The sequence below is a fragment of the Pseudomonas sp. MF6767 genome (genome assembly GCF_016405475.1).
GTDB lineage: Bacteria > Pseudomonadota > Gammaproteobacteria > Pseudomonadales > Pseudomonadaceae > Aquipseudomonas > Aquipseudomonas paracarnis.
Window position 1 is genome coordinate 259,834 of sequence record NZ_JAEKCY010000002.1, and the last position, 17,370, is coordinate 277,203.

The 17,370-nt window shown below is 61.9% G+C and carries 8 protein-coding genes; 5 read left to right on the forward strand and 3 right to left on the reverse strand.

Going from position 1 to position 17,370, the window contains the following annotated elements:
- The first annotated feature begins 118 nt into the window (after positions 1 to 118).
- Genes JFT58_RS04515 through JFT58_RS04525 form a run of 3 tightly spaced genes read left to right on the forward strand, consistent with a single transcriptional unit; the run spans position 119 to position 11,896 of the window.
- Positions 119 to 2,755 carry a Tc toxin subunit A gene (locus tag JFT58_RS04515; RefSeq protein ID WP_054896533.1) on the forward strand — a complete coding sequence of 879 codons (2,637 nt, stop codon included), beginning with the start codon at positions 119 to 121 and terminating at the stop codon, positions 2,753 to 2,755.
- Positions 2,756 to 2,789: 34 nt separating this feature from the next.
- Complete coding sequence (locus tag JFT58_RS04520; protein WP_054896534.1) at positions 2,790 to 7,469, forward strand: neuraminidase-like domain-containing protein; 4,680 nt, start codon at positions 2,790 to 2,792, stop codon at positions 7,467 to 7,469.
- Positions 7,466 to 11,896 carry a SpvB/TcaC N-terminal domain-containing protein gene (locus JFT58_RS04525; RefSeq protein ID WP_054896535.1) on the forward strand — a complete coding sequence of 1,477 codons (4,431 nt, stop codon included), beginning with the start codon at positions 7,466 to 7,468 and terminating at the stop codon, positions 11,894 to 11,896. The genes JFT58_RS04520 and JFT58_RS04525 overlap by 4 nt, the downstream gene beginning before the upstream one ends.
- Before the next feature lie 54 nt (positions 11,897 to 11,950).
- Here the strand turns inward: JFT58_RS04525 and JFT58_RS04530 are convergent, their stop codons facing one another.
- From JFT58_RS04530 to JFT58_RS04540, 3 genes are all read right to left on the reverse strand, one after another.
- The gene (locus JFT58_RS04530) at positions 11,951 to 14,845 is read right to left on the reverse strand and encodes an RHS repeat-associated core domain-containing protein (RefSeq protein ID WP_054896536.1); all 2,895 of its coding nucleotides are present in this window, start codon (positions 14,843 to 14,845) and stop codon (positions 11,951 to 11,953) included.
- A gap of 129 nt (positions 14,846 to 14,974) precedes the next feature.
- Positions 14,975 to 15,520, reverse strand: a complete 546-nt coding sequence (locus JFT58_RS04535) for a putative natural product biosynthesis protein (protein WP_054896537.1) — start codon at positions 15,518 to 15,520, stop codon at positions 14,975 to 14,977.
- A 62-nt stretch (positions 15,521 to 15,582) separates the two neighbouring features.
- Positions 15,583 to 15,966 (reverse strand): DUF2946 domain-containing protein, encoded by a 384-nt coding sequence (locus tag JFT58_RS04540; protein WP_054918556.1) that lies wholly within the window; start codon positions 15,964 to 15,966, stop codon positions 15,583 to 15,585.
- A 181-nt stretch (positions 15,967 to 16,147) separates the two neighbouring features.
- On the opposite strand from JFT58_RS04540, the gene JFT58_RS04545 reads away from it, so the two are divergent.
- Both JFT58_RS04545 and JFT58_RS04550 read left to right on the forward strand, forming a co-directional pair.
- Positions 16,148 to 16,756, forward strand: a complete 609-nt coding sequence (locus JFT58_RS04545) for an SCO family protein (RefSeq protein WP_034125726.1) — start codon at positions 16,148 to 16,150, stop codon at positions 16,754 to 16,756.
- A complete protein-coding gene (locus JFT58_RS04550) occupies positions 16,756 to 17,238 on the forward strand; it encodes a copper chaperone PCu(A)C (protein ID WP_054896538.1) in 483 nt (160 codons plus the stop codon). Before JFT58_RS04545 ends, JFT58_RS04550 begins: the two co-directional genes overlap by 1 nt.
- Positions 17,239 to 17,370: the final 132 nt, after the last annotated feature.

Below are 17,370 nucleotides of genomic sequence, written 5' to 3' on the forward strand. Positions count from 1 at the left end.
GCACCGATGATTTCTCCTCGCTCACTCAGCGATCCGGCCGACCGAGCCGGCCTGGCGCCCCATGCTAGCGTGCCATTGCCCTTGGCAGTGGCCGGGGGCTTTCAGGAGATTCATCACAATGGACACGCACTCCCCCACCTATACCCACCTGTTCAAAGAGGACTGGCACCTGCTGTGTTCGGCCTCTTCCATGGCGGCAATCGACTCCCCGATCGCCTACCTGAAGGCGTTATACCTGTTTGCCCAAGCGCTGGAAAAAAGCGGTAAAGGCAAACAGCCCAAGATCACCCTCGACCGGCGACGCCCCGAACTCAAGACACTGCCCCTGGACGAACGCGGCCTCAGCGCTGTGATTCCTCAACTCTCGATGATCAACGAAACCCTGTCCCGCCAGATCGACGCTCATCTCAAACAAACCCGCCGTGAATACCGCGGCCGCTCCCTTGATGAGGTGCTCGGCAGGCAACGCTTCCCCTTCGTGCTGCCGTTCGAACGCGCGCATCGCCAGTGCTGGCTCGGTTTGTCCGGCGGCAAGCCACAATTGGGCGAACTCAGTTACCGCATCAGCCTCAAGCTGCCCACCAGCCAGCGCGCGCAAAACACTTACGGCGTGGTCCGGCACGAGGCCTATGAAGCGCAACGTTTGCTGTCCGGGCTGAGCCCTGCCCAGCAGGTGTTATTGATCGAGCCTTTGTTAATAAGAACGGGAGACGTACAGGCAGAAGATTTTTTTACCCAGCACTATGGTACCCAGGAGCAGCCCCTTGAGGAGTTGTCCCACTGGTTGCAGAAAACCGGACTCACCGCCGATCAGACCGAAGCGCTACTGGCCTGCGGCAAGTATGTGCCGGTGCTGTCGAGCAATGTTCTGGCAAGCGCCCTGCCAACGCCGCCGGCCAAGCTGCGCCTGCACAACGGTGCCGCGTACGTGAACGGGCCGATCACCGAGGCCGGCGCGACCCAGTCGCCCCTGTCGATCAATGCGCAGGACAAGGATGGTGCGCGCCTGCTCAATACCTCATGGGAACGTTATCAGCGCCTGCACCGAATGATCCGCCTGCAACGCTGGACGCAATTGCCCTTCGACGCACTCGACGCCCTGTCGACGAGCGTGGTGCGGCGTGAACACGAGGGCGACCCGGCGCAGCCCGCCAACGACAATACCCTGCGCGCACTGGGCGTCTATCGCTATCTGGAGCGCCGCTACAGCCTGTCATTGCAAGCCTTTGCCGCCGTGCTGGATGAGATACCGGTGTGGGCACCCGGCACTCGTCTGTCGCTGTACGACCAGCTGTTCAATCCCGGCCCGTTGCCAGGCCAGGCATTGACCCTGGACAGGCCGACCCTGGCCTTGAGGGAGGAAATCCCGACAACCCTGCGCCACCAGCTCTGCACCGGCCTGCACCTGAGCGACACCCCGGCCTCGTTGCACTGGCTGATCAAGCAGGCCCGCCTGCATCTACCCGCTTCTTGCCCAACGCTTACGTTTTATAGCGCGCTGTATCGCCAAACCCGTATCGCGCGATTGTTCGGGCTGTCAGTGCTCGACAGCTACCATGTGGCGGCGCTGCTGGGCGGTAAGGATTACACCGCACAACTGGTCAACCCGAGCCTGCGTCGCTCCGGCGTCAATGCCCCTGCCGACCTGCTCGATGTGCTGATGCAAATGGACTGGCTGGTCCGCTGGCTCAACGACACGGGTCAAACGGTTGATCAGCTTCGCCGCCAATTGCTATTGGATGCCCAATCCCCACCGCCCCACGTGCAGACGTACATCACCCAACTCGATGAGGTGGTCGAATTGACCCGCCATGGCCTGTTGGCGCAAGAAGACCTCGCTGACCTGTCATTGCCCCAGCCCGAGCCTGACACCAAAGCGGCGCCCATTGCCTGGCATGCCCTCATCGTACAAGGGCTGCTGCACAGCCAACCGCTGCTCAAGCCCGCGCCGCCCAAAGAACTGCCCAATGGGCTGGTGCAGCTTATCGAAGCCCAGACCCTGAGCCTCGACCCAGAACGCAACACGGCTCTGCACAGCGATGCCAAACAGGCAGTGACCAAGAAGCTGGGCGCGTTCTACCAACAAATGCAGCCGCTGAAAGCAAAAATCGACACGCTGCTCAACGCTCCCTCACACCTTGCCGGTGACCCCGCCGCGTACCTGCAATGGCGCAAACTCGTGGTTCGACAAATTGCCCGAACCGCCACTGCCGAATCCACCACGGAGCTGCACAAAAATGTATTGCTGAGCCTGCCGGATGCCGAAGTGTCCTTGGGGCTGGCAGTGAGTCGTGAGGCCTTGCAGGCCTTCGTGCTCCATCCGCACTGGCTGAGCCCGGACCACACCGCGGCCTCGCTGCTCAAGCTGACGCTGAGCACGCTGTACCTGCTGCAACGCTTTGCCCATTGCCTCAGCACCTACGGGCTGGCCCAGGACAGCGTGCTCGCCTATTTACAGTGCGCCAATTCATCCTCCGTCGAAGGCTCCGCCATAACTGACAATGGGGCTTGCACCTCGCAACTGGCCGCATTGCTCAAGTGGGATGTCGATGAAATCAACCTGCTCGTTGAATCCCTGCCTGCCAAACAGGTGAAGACCCTGGCCGACCTGGACTGGCTCCTGCGTTGCCATGAAGCCGTCAGGCTCACCGGCCTCTCCGCCAGCGCCTTGCTCAAGGCTGCCGACCTGCATGCCACCTTGATGAATGAAGACTGGCAACACGTTGGCTCGGCATTGATCGCCACAACCCCCTAACCCCGTTGTATTTCGCCTGGTTCAAGGAATGACCATGTCTGACACCCTCACCCAACACCTCAACGAACACCTGCGCGACGCGATGCTGGGGTTCTACCTCAACAGCGTGCTGCCTGAAGACACGGCGGTGGCCGATACCGTCAAGACCGTAGACGATGTCTATACCTATTGGCTGCTCGACCCCCAGGTCAGCCATACGGTGCCCACCACCCGTGTCGCCAGCGCCATTGCCAGCCTGCAGCAGTACATCACAGGCATTTACCTGGGCCTGGAGCCCGGCTACGACGAACAGGGCATGAGCGCTGACGAGCAGACCGAGTGGCGAGACCAGTTGCTGTCCTATTCACTGTGGCGTGCCCACCAGCAACTCCAGCACTACCCGGCCACCTACCTGAGCCCTGCATTGCGCCATGACAAAAGCGACAACTTCAGGCAACTGGAGAACCAGCTCAACCAATTTCGCATCGAGCCTGCGCCGCTGCAGACAGCCGTCCACAGTTACCTCAGCCGCTTCGAAGCACTTGCCAACATCAAGACCCTCAATGGTTATATCGACGGTGATAAAGACAGCTTTGCCAGCAGCACTTATTACTTCACCGGCAAGTCCAGTCCGGAAAACACCTATTACTGGCGCACGCTGAAAATGGCCTCGGGCGACGCGGCCACTCCGCCAGCCTGGTCCTCCTGGCAAAAGATCCCGCTGTCGATTGACGATAACGTCCCCGAACAGACGATTCGCCCGGTGGTGTTCAACGGGCGCCTCTTCGTGGTGTGGGCCCAATGCATCAACCCGACGTCCTCGTCGAGGGACATCACCCCGATTGGACGAGGTGATGTCGAATCGGAGAGGGAATACCAACAACGGCTGGAAACCCGGATAAAGACCACCTATCTACAGTTGCGCTTGTACTTTTCCTATAAAAAACTGGATGACAGTTGGAGCGTGCCGCAGGCCTGCATTCAGGAATACAGCCTTGCACAGGGCCTTGACGAATTGAGCTCGGAAGACCTGATGAGTGCCACTGCGTCCATCGCCGTACTCGATTCAAAAAGCCAACCGCCGTCACTGTTCCTGGGCCTGAGCGCACAGCCGAACCATCAAACGGCTTCCTCGCACAACGGCGTGCATCGGCATTTCTTTCAAGCGGTACGGCTGGATCAGCACTTCAACGTCCATTGGCTGGAAACCCTGGGCAGCACTCGGCGGATGTTCTCCTGGCATAAAGAGTCTGAACTGGCCGGGCGGTACCAGGCCCTGTTCGGGCACCACAACAGGTCAAGATTTCAATTCAGGGCGCCCGAAACGGTCCAGGTCAAAGTTCACTCCCTGACCAACAATGCGCCCCATGGCACCACCCATGGCTGGAATTACGAAGACAATCAACAGCATATCCGCAGTCTTTCGGCTGAGAGCGATATCCGGTTCAACCGAACGACGTCAGTACTGGAGGTCACCACCCGCCTGGCGAAACGCTTCGAACCGCACCGCACTGTCAGGTTCAGCAAGGCAGACGCAATGGCCAATTTGACCATCACCCTCAGCAGCAGCGGTCCTGCCCAGAACGAGATGCTGGCGTTAGGCCCCACCGCCGAGATTTTCCTGGAGAGCGCCAGGCTGGCAACCTTCTCCAACGTGCGCATCGACTTGACCCTCAAGTGCAACGAGACCGGCGTCAGCTATGCCCAATTCATAAAAAATGCAGCGAATCAGCCGACGACCTTTACCCTGCCGCAGATTGAAAAAGATCAAGAAACCCCGAAAAGCGCGACATTCAATCTGCGCGACCAACGCATTAGCCAAGAAGCCTTCGATTATTTTTTCAATACGCCGGACGCCACCTATACCGTCATTCTCTCGTTCTACAACAATCAAGCGGAGTCCAGCAGCCATGCCTACGACTTGGTACTGGACAAGGTCCAGGTCCAGCAGAAACAACGCCTGTACAAACCCGTGTTGATGTATCCCAGACAGGGAGACAGCGCTTTACCGGAAAGCCCTCATCGCAATAACACGGTACTCGTCGGCCTGGCAGACGCCTCTCGGCGCACCCTGCGCGACACGTTCACTGAACTCTCCGAAACGCACACGCTTGAGGCGCAGATCGAACTCTCCCCCTCGACTTTGCACCCCTACGACGAGGACTCCACTGACACGACGGCTTCCACATTGACGCTGATTCACGGCGTGTTGCTACTGGAAAGCGATGTGCATTACCCCGACCCCATCATCCTGGGCTACGCGCTGAAAACCGCGACTTTCACCCTGCCGCCCGATAACAGCACCCCCATCATTCCACTGGCTCCGTTTATCCGGCGACTCACTACCCCGCCCTTTGGCACGGCAGAGTTCATCGACTTCAACGGGTCCACTATCGAGTCTCTCGATAAGCCTGAAAACAAACGAGCGCCCATACGCACCAACACCTGCGTGGCCGGGCTGCTGGCAAAAACCGCGGGCGCAGGTTTGCATGAGCTGTTTGCGTTGGCGCCGGATGCCTGGCGCGAGCCGCCATTGCCAAGCGAGAAAAAGCCCAGTCCCCTGGACTTTCACGGCCCCCATGGCACCTATTACTGGGAGTTGTTTCTTTACCTGCCCTGGCTGTTGGCACAACGCCTGAACCAGGAGCAACAATACGCCGAGGCCGAAACGTGGATACGCTACGTGTTCGATCCCGTACACCCATCCGGGTTCTGGCGCCTGCCTGCGCTGCTTACCAGTGCGCCACAACGCCACGACGTCTCGTCCGTGTCCCACCCATTGGCGACAAGCAGCGCGGTACATTTTCGTCAGGCGCTGTACCTGCTGTACGTCGACATCCTGCTCAATCGCGGGGATGCGGCCTACCGGCAAATGACCCGTGACGGCCTGGCCGACGCCAAGTTGTGGTACATCCGCGTCAAGGGCTTGCTCGGGCCAAGGCCGCCGCTCAACCCGGTCGATCCCTGGGCAGCCACGACCCTGGACAAACTGCAAAATCCTTCCACGCTCGACAGCACGACAGTACCTGCGGGCACCTCGCGGCTGTGTCGGTCCCTGAGCCCTGATCTGCTGCTGCGCTGGGACAAGATCGAATCTCGCCTGCACAACCTGCGCCATCACCTGGATCTGACCGGCAAACCCTTGAGTCTGCCGCTGTACGCCGCGACCCTGACGCCTCAAACGCTGCTTGCCGCGTACCAGCAAGGGGCGGTCGGCGCCAGCCTGCGCCCGTCGCTGCGCACCGCCCATGCCGCGCACTATCGCTTCCAGGTGCTGCTGGGACACGCCTTGCAAGCGGTCGACAACCTGATCCAGTTGGGGACGACCTTACTGTCGTTGTTCGAACGCAAAGAGCAGGCCCAGTACCTGGAAACCCAGCAGCAGCAAGCCTGGGACTTGGCGAGGCTGGCCGTCGAGCAACAGGCCCAGGCCGTACAGTTCGATGCGAGGAACCAGGAGGCGCTGTTGGCAGGACGCCGCATGGTCGAAGCGCGGGTGGCGTTCTTCGAACAGCAGCTCAAGCGAGGCATCAGCCCGGCCGAGGCCCAGGCCACCCAGGAGTACCAGGACAGTGCGCGCTGGGACACCGCTGCCGCCGTGGCACAAGCCGGCGCGGGGCTGGCGATGCTGATACCGAATATTTTTGGCACCTCCAACGGCGGCGTGCGCTACGAGGGCGCTTTTCACGCCCTGCACGCGGCGTCCCAAGGCATTGCCAATGAAAAGCGCGCCAACGCTGCCCACCTGGACCGCACCGACCTGTTTGCCAGGCGCGCCGCCGAGTGGGCCCATTCGCTGGAACAGGCACGCCTTGAGCTGGCCCAGGTCGACGCCCAACTGCAGGCTTATACCGAACAGCAAGCCCATACCCGCTTGCAACTGGGCCTGGCCCAGACCAGCCTGACCCAGGCACGAAGCCTGTACGACCAGCTCGGCAAACGCTTTACCAACGCCCAACTGTATCAATGGCTCAATGGCCAACTTTCCACTTTCTACTACCAAGCCTATGACTCGACCCTGTCGCTGTGCCTGGCGGCCGAGGCCTGCTGGCAGGAAGAACGGGCTCAGTGGGACAAGCACTTCATTCAAACCCAGCATTGGACCCATCAATATCGCGGCTTCAGCGCCGGCGAAGCGCTCAAGCAAAATCTACTGAGCATGAGTAACGCCTACGTCACCCACAACGAACGTTTGCTGGAGATCACTAAAACCGTGTCGCTGCGCCATCTGCACAGCCAAGACCCGATGGCCACGCGCGACATGCCCTGGGCCGCGCTTAAAGCCGACCTGGTAAAAACCGGCACCTTGACCTTTGAACTGACCCTCAAGCTGTTTGACGACGACTACCCAGGCCATTACCTGCGGCGTATCAAGCACGTCAGTGTGTCCCTGCCCGCCACGCTGGGCCCCTATGAAGACATCAAGGCCATCCTGACCCAAACCGCCAATACCACGCACGTCACCCCCGCGACCAGACACACCGAAGCCGCGGTAAAAAAAGACCTGCGCGCCAAACAGCAAATCGCCCTGTCCAGCGGGCTCAACGACAGCGGATTGTTCACCTTGAACTTCGACAGCGACGAGCGTTACCTGCCGTTCGAATACACAGGAGCGATCTCCACCTGGCAACTGACCTTTCCCAACCATGCCCGGCAAAACGCTCTGCTCGAATCCCTCACCGATATCATCGTGCACCTGCGCTACACCGCTAAAAACACCGGAGGTCAACGATGAGCGTGCAGCCGCCCGAACTCTTGGAACCGAAGATTCCGGCGCTGCCCAAGGGCGGTGGCGCCATCCAGGGCCCCGGCGCGCAATGGGGCGCCGTGGGCACACGGGGTGAGGCGTGCCTGGAGGTGCCCTTGCCGATTTCGCCTGGCCGTGGCTTCACGCCGGCCCTGAGCCTGGGTTATCGCAGCGCCCTAGGCAACGGGCCCTTCGGCCTCGGCTGGGCGATGTCGGCAGGCGCCATCAGTCGTGATACCCGCAAAGGCGTACCGGCCTACGGTGATGACGACCGTTTCATCAGCCCCCAAGGCATCGACATGATCCCTGAGCGTGATGCCGACGGCGAAATTCAGGCCACGACCTGGGACCACTATAACGGCCTGGTCCTGGACGAACCCCACCGAGTGGTGCGCTATTTTCCGGTGATAGAAGCGCGCTTCGACCGTATCGAGCATTGGTCTTGCGACAGCGACAAGGCCGGGTTCTGGTTGGTTCAGGGGGCCGACGGCTGCGTGCACCTGTTCGGCAAGACTCTGATCGCGCGCTGTGCAGACCCGAACGACGATCTACGTGTTGCCCAATGGCTGTTGCAGGAAAGCCTCAACCCCCTGGGTGAGCAGATCTATTACCACTACAAACACGACAACCAGCCGCCAAGCGCCGCCAGGGACTATCGCGCCCAGCGTTATCTGGCGCGGGTGTGCTACGGCAACCTCAAGCCCCTTGAGCACCTGGCGCTGTGGCGCGCGGACGCCCTCGCTGACAAGCAATGGCACTTCGAACTGCTGCTGGATTATGGTGAACGCCACGCTGGCCTGAGCCAAGTGCCGACCTATGCCGAACAACACGCCTGGCCGGTCCGCAACGACCCGATCAGCAGTTATGCCTATGGCTTTGAACTCGGCACCCTGCGGCGGTGCCAGCAAGTGCTGATGTTTCATTACTTCCCCGACGAGCCGAGCCTGGGCGCCGAGCCGGTGCTGACGCGGCGTCTGTTGCTGGAGTACACCCATCGCCACGCCATCGGCAGTTGCCTGAACGCCGTGCACAACCAGGCCTTTGACGCCCAGGGGAACGCCAGTGCCTGGCCGCCCCTGGAACTGGCCTACAGCGCCTTCGTGCCGACGCTGGACGCCGCGCGCTACCAAGCGTTCGACGCCATGGCGGGCGTCAACGATGGGCAGCATTATCAACTGGTGGACCTGTACCGCGACGGTTTGCCGGGCATCCTGCACCGCACCGATAAAAGCTGGTATTACCGCGAGCCGCTCAGGGCCCCCGGCACAGCCAGCAGCAATGCGCTGATCTATGGTCCATGGCAGGCCCTGCCACGCATCCCCCTCGCCGATACCGTCCAAGCCACGCGCCAGGCACTGGCGGATCTTGACGGCGATGGGCATCTGGAATGGGTGGTGGCGCAACCGGGGCTGAGTGGTTTTTTCAGCCTCGACTCGCAGCGGCAATGGTCGGGTTTCGTGCCTTTTGCGTCGATGCCCCAGGAGTTTTTCCATCCCCACGGGCAACTGGCCGACCTGATGGGCAGTGGGAGGCTGGACCTGGCCTTGATCGGCAGCCGTAGCGTGCGCCTGTATGCTCAGCGCCAGGACGGCGGGTTTGATCCTGGCCAGGAGGTGCGCCATGCGCCCGACGATGAGGGGCTACCCACCCTCAGCCATTCGCCGGCTGAATTGATCGCCTTTTGCGACCCCCTGGGCAGCGGCCAACAACACCTGGTGCGTATCCGCCATAACGAAATCAAATGCTGGCCCAACCTCGGCCGTGGACGCTTCGGCAAAGGGTTTGTCTTCGCCACACTGGCGTTCGACCACGCCAGCTTCGATGCCGCCCATATTCGCCTCGCCGACCTGGATGGTTCAGGCGCGGTGGACCTGATTTACCTGGCGCCTGAACACGTACAGATCTATATGAACCGCGCCGGCAGCGGGCTGGCATCGGAGCCACTGACATTGCCTTGGCCCGAGGGCGTGCGACATGACGCGACGTGCCAGGTCAGCTTTGCCGACCTTCAAGGCCTGGGCTGTTCCAGCCTGATCCTGAGCGTGCCGCACATGACCCCCCAGCACTGGCGGTATGACTTCGTCAGTCTCAAACCGTATTTGTTAACCGCCACGCTCAACAACCGGGGGGCCACCACCCAGCTGAGCTACCGCAGCAGCGCCCAGGAATGGCTCGACGAAAAACAGCACTGGCAAACCCTGGGAGTGCCCCAAGGCAGTAGCCTTGCGTTCCCAGTGCAGGTGGTCAAGCGGCAACAGCAAAAGGACCTGGTCAGCGGCAACCGCTCCACCCAGTATTTTCGTTACCGGCAAGCCTGCTATGACCGTGAGGAGCGCCAGTTCCTCGGCTTTGGCCTGGTGTTGCACACCGAGCAACCCCCTACGGCCGATGCGCAGCCTGGGGTGTTGACCAAACGCTGGTTCCACACCTTTGAGCCCTCGCAGGAGGCTTTTTACCCGGGCGACCCACAGGCGCCCGCGCTGGGGCCAACCCTGCTGGGCCAGTTGGAGGCCGGGCGCACGGGAGACACGCTGATCGCCACGCCCGTCGCAACCACCCGCCGCGCGATGCAGCGTGCATTGGCGGGGAGCCTGCTGCGGGAAGAGGTTTATGCCGCCGCCGATTCGCCACCACAGGCAGTGCCGTATTCGGTGCAGCAACAGCGCTATCTCATACGGCAATTAAGCCCGTCGGCCAAGGCCGGCGAACCGGCGGTGCTGCTGCCACTGTTGCTGGAGTCGCTGACCTGTCGCTACGAGCGCCAACCGGACGACCCGTGCTGCCGGCACATCCTCAATCTGCGCTGGGACCGCTACGCCGGCAATCTGCACAGCGTGGTGGTCGACTATGCCCGTCGCAGGACAGCCAGCGACTCCCCACCGCCCGGGCCAGCCCACCAGCAGCAGTGGTGGCGTGACGCACACGACTCAGCGCAGCAGACGTATTACCTCAACGAAACCCGCGCCCGCTTCATTCACCTGGACGCCGCGCAGCGCTGGCGCTTGCACTTGCCCTACCAGCAACGAAGCAACGTGCTGGTGCTGAGCAAAGAGGCGTTAGCGATTGAAAAAATAAGCTATGAACACTTCATCGCGCAGGGCCCGTCCGATCCATTGGGAACAGCGGCCGAACGCAGGCTGGGGGGGCTGTCGGTGCAGCACTACTGCGTGGCGGAGCACACCGAACCCTTGCCGGCCGGCACCGCGAGTTTTCAGGCGCTGCCTGCCTATATCGAGACGGCCGAACTCGATCAGCAAGCGCTGGAGGTATATGAGGGCCGCACTGTCACTGCTACGCTCAGTGCACAGCACTATCGGGCCATGGCCGCGTTCCTGTCACCGGACCCCGGGCAGGACGAGGCCATCACCCTGTGGTCCCTCGGCCAGGGTTACACCCGCTACGGCCAGGCCGAAATGTTCTATCGGCCTCGTCGGCATCAGGCGAGCCTGAGCCATGGGTTCACGCAGTCCGAGTACGACCGCTATGGGCTGTACATCATCAAAGTGCAATTGGCGGACGGCTGCACGACCCAGGCGCAGTACGACTACCGCCTTGGCCTGCCGGTGACGGTGACTGACGCACAGCGTACACAACGCTACGCGCACTACGACGCCCACGGGCAGCTGCTGGCGACCGGCCTCAAGGGTGAGGAGCAAGGAAAGCCCGTCGGCCATGACGCCCCTACGCCCTTCATCCGCACGCCCGATACGGGCCCGGCGCAGGCCCTGGCTGATCCGAAGGCGGCGTTGCTCAACGCTCAAAGCGCGTGCTTCTACGACGTGTTCAGTTGGATGGGGCGCATTCCACCCGCCAGCATCCAGGCGCAATGGGTAAGCAACGGTTACCTGCTGCCCAGCGGGCATATTCGTGCCTCGGCGTTGGCACGCCTGAACAGCCTGAGCGCTACGCTCCCCCATCATCAAACCCTCAAGCGCCTGATTCAGGCGGCCAGGCAAGTGCCGGTGCACGTCGTGGTACTGCACGCCGACCGTTGGCAAGGCACGTCGCAAACGGCGCAGATCCAGGTAGCCCTCGCCTTCAGCGACGGCTTTGGCCGCGTGCGGCAAACCCAGGAAAAGGCGCAACCGGGCCCGGCCTTTGCAGTCGATGACGCCGGTATGTTGAGCGCGGGTGCCGAGCCAACCGATGCCACTCGCCGTTGGCGGATCAGCGGCCGTGTGGAGTATGACAATCAGGGTTGCCTGGCGCGCACCTGGCGACCTTACTTTGCCGACCGTGCCGGCTATATCGACGATGCGGCCTTCAACACCTTGCGTCCCAGCGAGCAGCACTTTCATGACGCGTTGGGGCGCCCGGTACGCGTGCTCAATGCCAATGGCGACACGCGGCGCCAGACCTACCACGCCTGGTACAGCATCGCTGAAGACGAAAACGACACGCACGCGCCGGCCTGACAACAGAGCCGGGCCGTTACACGGCCCGCGCTCCTTGGCCTGACGTTGCGCGTATTAACGGCGGTGAGGGTCCATCACCCTGACCGCCCGATAGTTAAGCCCACTGATGTGCTGGATCATCACCCGATAGGCGCCACGACCGCGCTGCCCGCGATAACGCGGCAAGTCAAAACTGCGGACATTCTGCCCACCCGCCATGGCATGGCCGGTATGAAAATCCAGTGTGCGGTCTTCCAGCCGATCAATCACCCTTCTGAGAATTTCACCTCCCGGGCCATGTAATTCATTCTGAATAGGTGTGACGTCAATCTCGAGGGGCTCAGGCACCAGCCCGGAGGAAGGTCCCGGGCTTACCGGCTGCGCGGCGGGCACCTCAGAAGCGGAGCCTCTGCGGCCCACGCTCGTGACCCTGGTTTGCGGTTGTACTTCGGTGTGGGTCAGCCCAGCCGCTGGCAGCGGGCTGGCGCCCACTTTGCGTGCCGGGGCGCGCAGTTCTATACCTACAAACCCCAACCTGGCAAGCGTAAAGCTAGGGTTACGCTCCGTTCGTGAGGCTGTTTCAGCCCGGTCCCGATGCTCGGTGGGCCCAACGTACCCATAGAGACCGCCCCGCGCTGCCGGGGTCAGCCCGTAGGACAGACTTTTAGTGTCAGCGGTAGCCAGACGGTGTTCCAGGAAAAAGTCCGCCAACTCGCTGACTTCATGTTCGGTAGCGCCCTGTCGGCGGCCCAGCTCTTGCGCACCGACCGTTACGGACTGCTCATAGAACGCTCTGCGCTGAACGTCAGTGGTGCCTAATCGCTGAAGCGCGTAAAGCGCCACGCCCACCACACCTGAAATCAGCCCGAAATAAGCCAGTTCAGCCCTATAGCCTATCTCTACCCCTACTCCGTGCCCGATCAACAACACCAGGAGCAGAACCGTCACCACCTCCAGCATCGAGCGGCGCTGCAAACCGTCTTCGTCTACATAACCCATGGGGTTGTTCCCCACCATCGCATACAGGTTCAACCCATCCACATCCCCCGCCGGGTCAGCGCTGATCCACCGCAACAACCACGGCGCGTAGTACCTGAAGCCGTAGTAATACAGCCCGCTGGCGTCGCGCTCCTTGCCCGAATAACGTCGGGTTTTATAGTTCGCCTCCAAGGCACTTTTTGCCGCCCACCAGGCAGTTGCGCCGAAGGGGTAATAACTTTCCTGGCTCAACAGGCCGGCTGCCTCGTCCAGCTCCAGAGTGCCGCTGCCCAAATGATCGTCGAGGCTGAACCGCAGTTGCTCGTCCTGCATCTCGTCGGGGCGCTGCTGCTCCCACTGCAGCCCTCTGACCGAATGCCGCCCGCCCGGAGCAAGCACCACGTTCAACCACTCGCCATCCGGCCCGTGGCGATGCAGCTCCAGCCCTGGCAGATAAAGCACTTCATGGGTGTGAGTCTGCGTCTTGCCATGTGCCACGCGACGCTTGATGACTCGCTGGCCGGTGCCGTCATACAGATACACCTCATCGTCATGTTCGCCATTGTCACGCAGCACCTGCGCAACGCGAACCAACTGGTTGCGCCCATTCCAGGTCAACGCCTGACCAGGCGCCAGTGCCTGGAGATTGCCACGTTGGTCGAAGCCGTTGCCCAGGCCCGGCGCCTTTGCGCCCTCGCGGGCAATCACGCTGTGATTGCTGTGTTCGCCCACCTGCATCCGTTGGGTATAACCGCTGCCGGTGCTGGGCACATGGCGCATCTGCGTCAGGTTACTGGCCGAGTCGTAGGCATAGTGGCGGGTGTAGTTGCCCCAGAGATTGTCGTCTGTGGCGCCGAACGTGATTCGCCCCGGCAGTGCGGATGCGCCAGTATTGCGCGCGTTTTCACGACCGGTGGCCTTGATCAATCGCGACAGGCTGTCGTATTCGAATGTGCTTACTGCCTCCACCTGCACGTTGCTGGCCCAGCGGGTCGGCTGCGCCGCATCGCGGATGCGCAACACATTGCCGACCCGGTCGTAGCTGTAGAAGAGGTCTTGCAGTCGCTTGCCTGCCGAATCCTTGAGGTGGGCGCTCAAGCGTGTCAAACGTCCATCGGTGTCCGAATACTCGGCAACGCTGAGCACGCCATTACCCAAGCGTTCGCTCAACACCTGGCCCGAGGCGTTGACGCTGCGTTGATCCACCAGGGTCTTGCGCGCTCCGCTTTTGAACAGGATCTCGCTTTTCGTCAATTGGCCGTCGACACCGTATTGAGATTGCTGGCGATTGCCGCGCGCGTCGACCTGCTCCAGGCGTTGCCCCAGCGCATCGTGCTGCCAGGTGGTGGTGAAGGTCTGGGCTTGCAACTGTGCATCCCGCTCACTCACGGGCAGCGGCCAGTCGGGCGCGGTGTGCGACGTGCACAGGCGCCGGGTTTGCTCGGTGATGTTGCCTTGCACGTCGTAGCGCTCAACGAGCAACGTGCCTGCCGGGTCATCGTGACGAATCATGCGCCCACAGCGATTGCGAGCCGCCTCCGTGGACGTCATGCCCGCGTAACTCATGCGCTCGACACAGCGTTCAGCCGCCGCCTCCTCCGCGCGCTCGAATACCGCGACGGGGCGCAGCAACGGGTCGTATTCGAACCGCTGGCGCGTGCCTCGACTGTCCCACTGTTGCACGACCTGGCCGCCGCTGCCGAGCAAGCGCGTCTGACGGCCCGCATCCACGCTGTCGGTGCTCAGCACTTGCCCGCTCAAGCTATAACGATGAGACAGATTGGGCCGCACGTCGGGATCGGCAGCGTGCAACTCGAACAGCCTGGGGTCCCACTGTTGCTGCAACAGGCCGCGAGCGTCGAACACCTGCCGCGTGACCTGCGCGCTGGGTGATTGCTGCGCGGTATTGCGATGGTACGCCACGCTGCGCACGGTCAACCCTCGCGGGTCGACCACCGTCAGCGCGGGCGTGTTGTGATGCAAAGAAGACATAACCTGATGACCTGGAAACCAAAGAAGCCTAGAGCCTAGTCATCAAGCCGGTGCCAGCCTGCGGGCTCCGCACGCTGCGCAGTGTGCGGCGCTTCCGAGGGTGTCGTGAGGCTTACCGGACGCGGCGCTTCATGGCACCGGCAGCCAACCGCTGAAAGCACCTTGGGCACCCAACGGGGACCAGGCAAAATCCCAGGCGGGCGGCGGCAATGCCGGTCGCGGCGCGGCTATCGAAGGGTGGCCCTTCCAGTCGAACAGGGTGCAATCGCGCCAGCTCAAGACAATGCCTGCCGCCGGGCTGTCATCCGTCAGCACCCAGCGCGCAGCAGCGGCGGCCATGAAGGCCTCGATCGGCTCCTCATCGACCTGCGTGCGGTACGTCGAACTCAGCAACCAGCGGCATACGTTCAGATGGTACGTCCAGTCCAGCGGCGGCTGGTTGCGATAGGCCCAGGTCATGAAGGCGCGAAACAGGTTCAAGCCCTCCGGTGGGTCGAGCTTGAGCAACGCCGGGCAGATGTCGAACAAGGTATGCCAGTGAGGCAGCAGGCGTGCATCCAGGTGCACGAAGCAGCGCGAATTACTCGGGTAATCAGACAGCGCCGGTTGCGCACGCAGGCGCCGCGACGCCTTGCTGACCAGGCGGCCGGCGCCGGCAGGCAATTGAGGGTTCATAGAGTGTTCTCACAATCGTGACGAGAGAATGCCTCCTGGTTACAGGAAGCCCAAGGCACACGTCAGGATGCGGGAGAAGCGCGGGGGTTGGCCGAGGGCCAGGAATAGCGCGGCGGCGCCTTATTGCGCCGCTCATGGGCGACACGCGGGGCTTGGGTGAGGCCGAGCAGCCAGGCTAGGCCGATCAGAAACACCAGGGCAACGGTAACCGCGTTGCACACCGGGCAGGCAAAGTAGTTCGAGATGTTGCTGGAGGACGGGTTCGCCAACCCTTTGTCGGAAATTGGCGACTGACCGCCGTCCACCGAACAGAACAGCCCGCCGATGCCGTTGAGCTGCTGCCCCATCATCTGGCCATGCCCCAAACCGCAGGCGAACAGGTTCATCAGCACGCAGAAGTACAGGGCCCAGGCGATCAGTGAGCGGTCAGAGTGGCGCAATTTCATGGCGGCGACTCTACCACCGAAGCCATAAAAGAAAGAAATGCGACGCGCCCCTGTGGCAGAACGTCGCAGATTACGCGCGCCGGCCAGGGTTGCTAGACTCTGCACCCTTCTCGTTACTCCTTTTCAAAGCCTGGCGGAGCAGCTCCACGGCCCTACAGGCGTTTCACAGGATGCACAGTTGATGAGTACGTTATTCACCCGCCGCAAAGTGCTGACCGGCATGGGCCTATTGGGTCTGGGCAGCCTGCTGGGCGGCTGTGACTACAGCCCCAAGCTGAACTTCAAGTACGGCAAGGACCTCAGTGACAAGATCATGGGCCGCACCTTCAAGCTCAAGAACACCGACGGCGAAACCGTCACCCTGAGCTCGTACCGCGGCCTGATGCCGGTGGTGTTCTTCGGCTTCACCCAGTGCCCGGCCGTCTGCCCGACAGCCCTGGCCCGCGCCGCCCAGGCCAAGAAGCTGATGGGCCGCGATGGCAAGATCATGCAGGTGGTGTTCATCACCCTGGACCCCGAGCGCGACACCCCCGAAATTCTCGACAACTACGTCAAGGCCTTCGACCCAAGCTTCGAAGCGCTCTACGGCACCCCGGAAGAAATCGCCGTGGCCGCCAAGGAGTTCGGGATCTTTTATGAAAAGATCCCCGCCGGCGACACCTATACCCTCTCCCACACCGCCACCAGTTTCGTGTTCGACACCCGTGGCAACCTGCGCCTTGGCTTGCAGGCATCCCTTACCGCTCAAGAGTGCGCAGAAGACCTGCTCACCGTCATGGAGGTCTGCTAATGACTGCCGTTCAACACCTCAAGCGTCTCACCCTCGGTCTAACCCTGCTGGGCCTCGCTGCCCACGCCAGTGCCCAGGTACAAGTCACTGACGCCTGGGTACGCGCCTCCGTAGTGGGCCAACCGTCCAGTGGCGCCTTCATGACCCTCACAGCCGACAGCGACAGCAAACTGTTGAGCGTGGCATCGCCAGTGGCCAAGGACGTGCAGATTCATGAGATGAGCATGAAGGACGATGTCATGCGCATGGGCCCGGTGGGCTCGGTGGCCCTGCCTGCCGGCAAAGCCGTCAAGCTCGACCCCAACGGCTACCACGTCATGTTGATGGGCCTGACCGGCCAGATCAAGGAAGGCGACCAGGTACCACTGACCCTTACGGTAGAAGATGCCAAGGGTGAAAAGCAGGCCGTCGAAGTGAAGGCAACGGCGCGTGGGCTGGATGGCATGGACCACAGCAAGATGGACCATAGCAAGATGCATTGATTGCGCAAACAAGCCTGCAGCTCTTGCTCTGCTCCCCGGTAACGTTGGTTGAGGGTTGCCCCTCATCCATAGAATCTCCCACAGTTTGATTGCCGGGAGTGATCAGATAGGCTGTCAGGCCGCCCTCCCCAG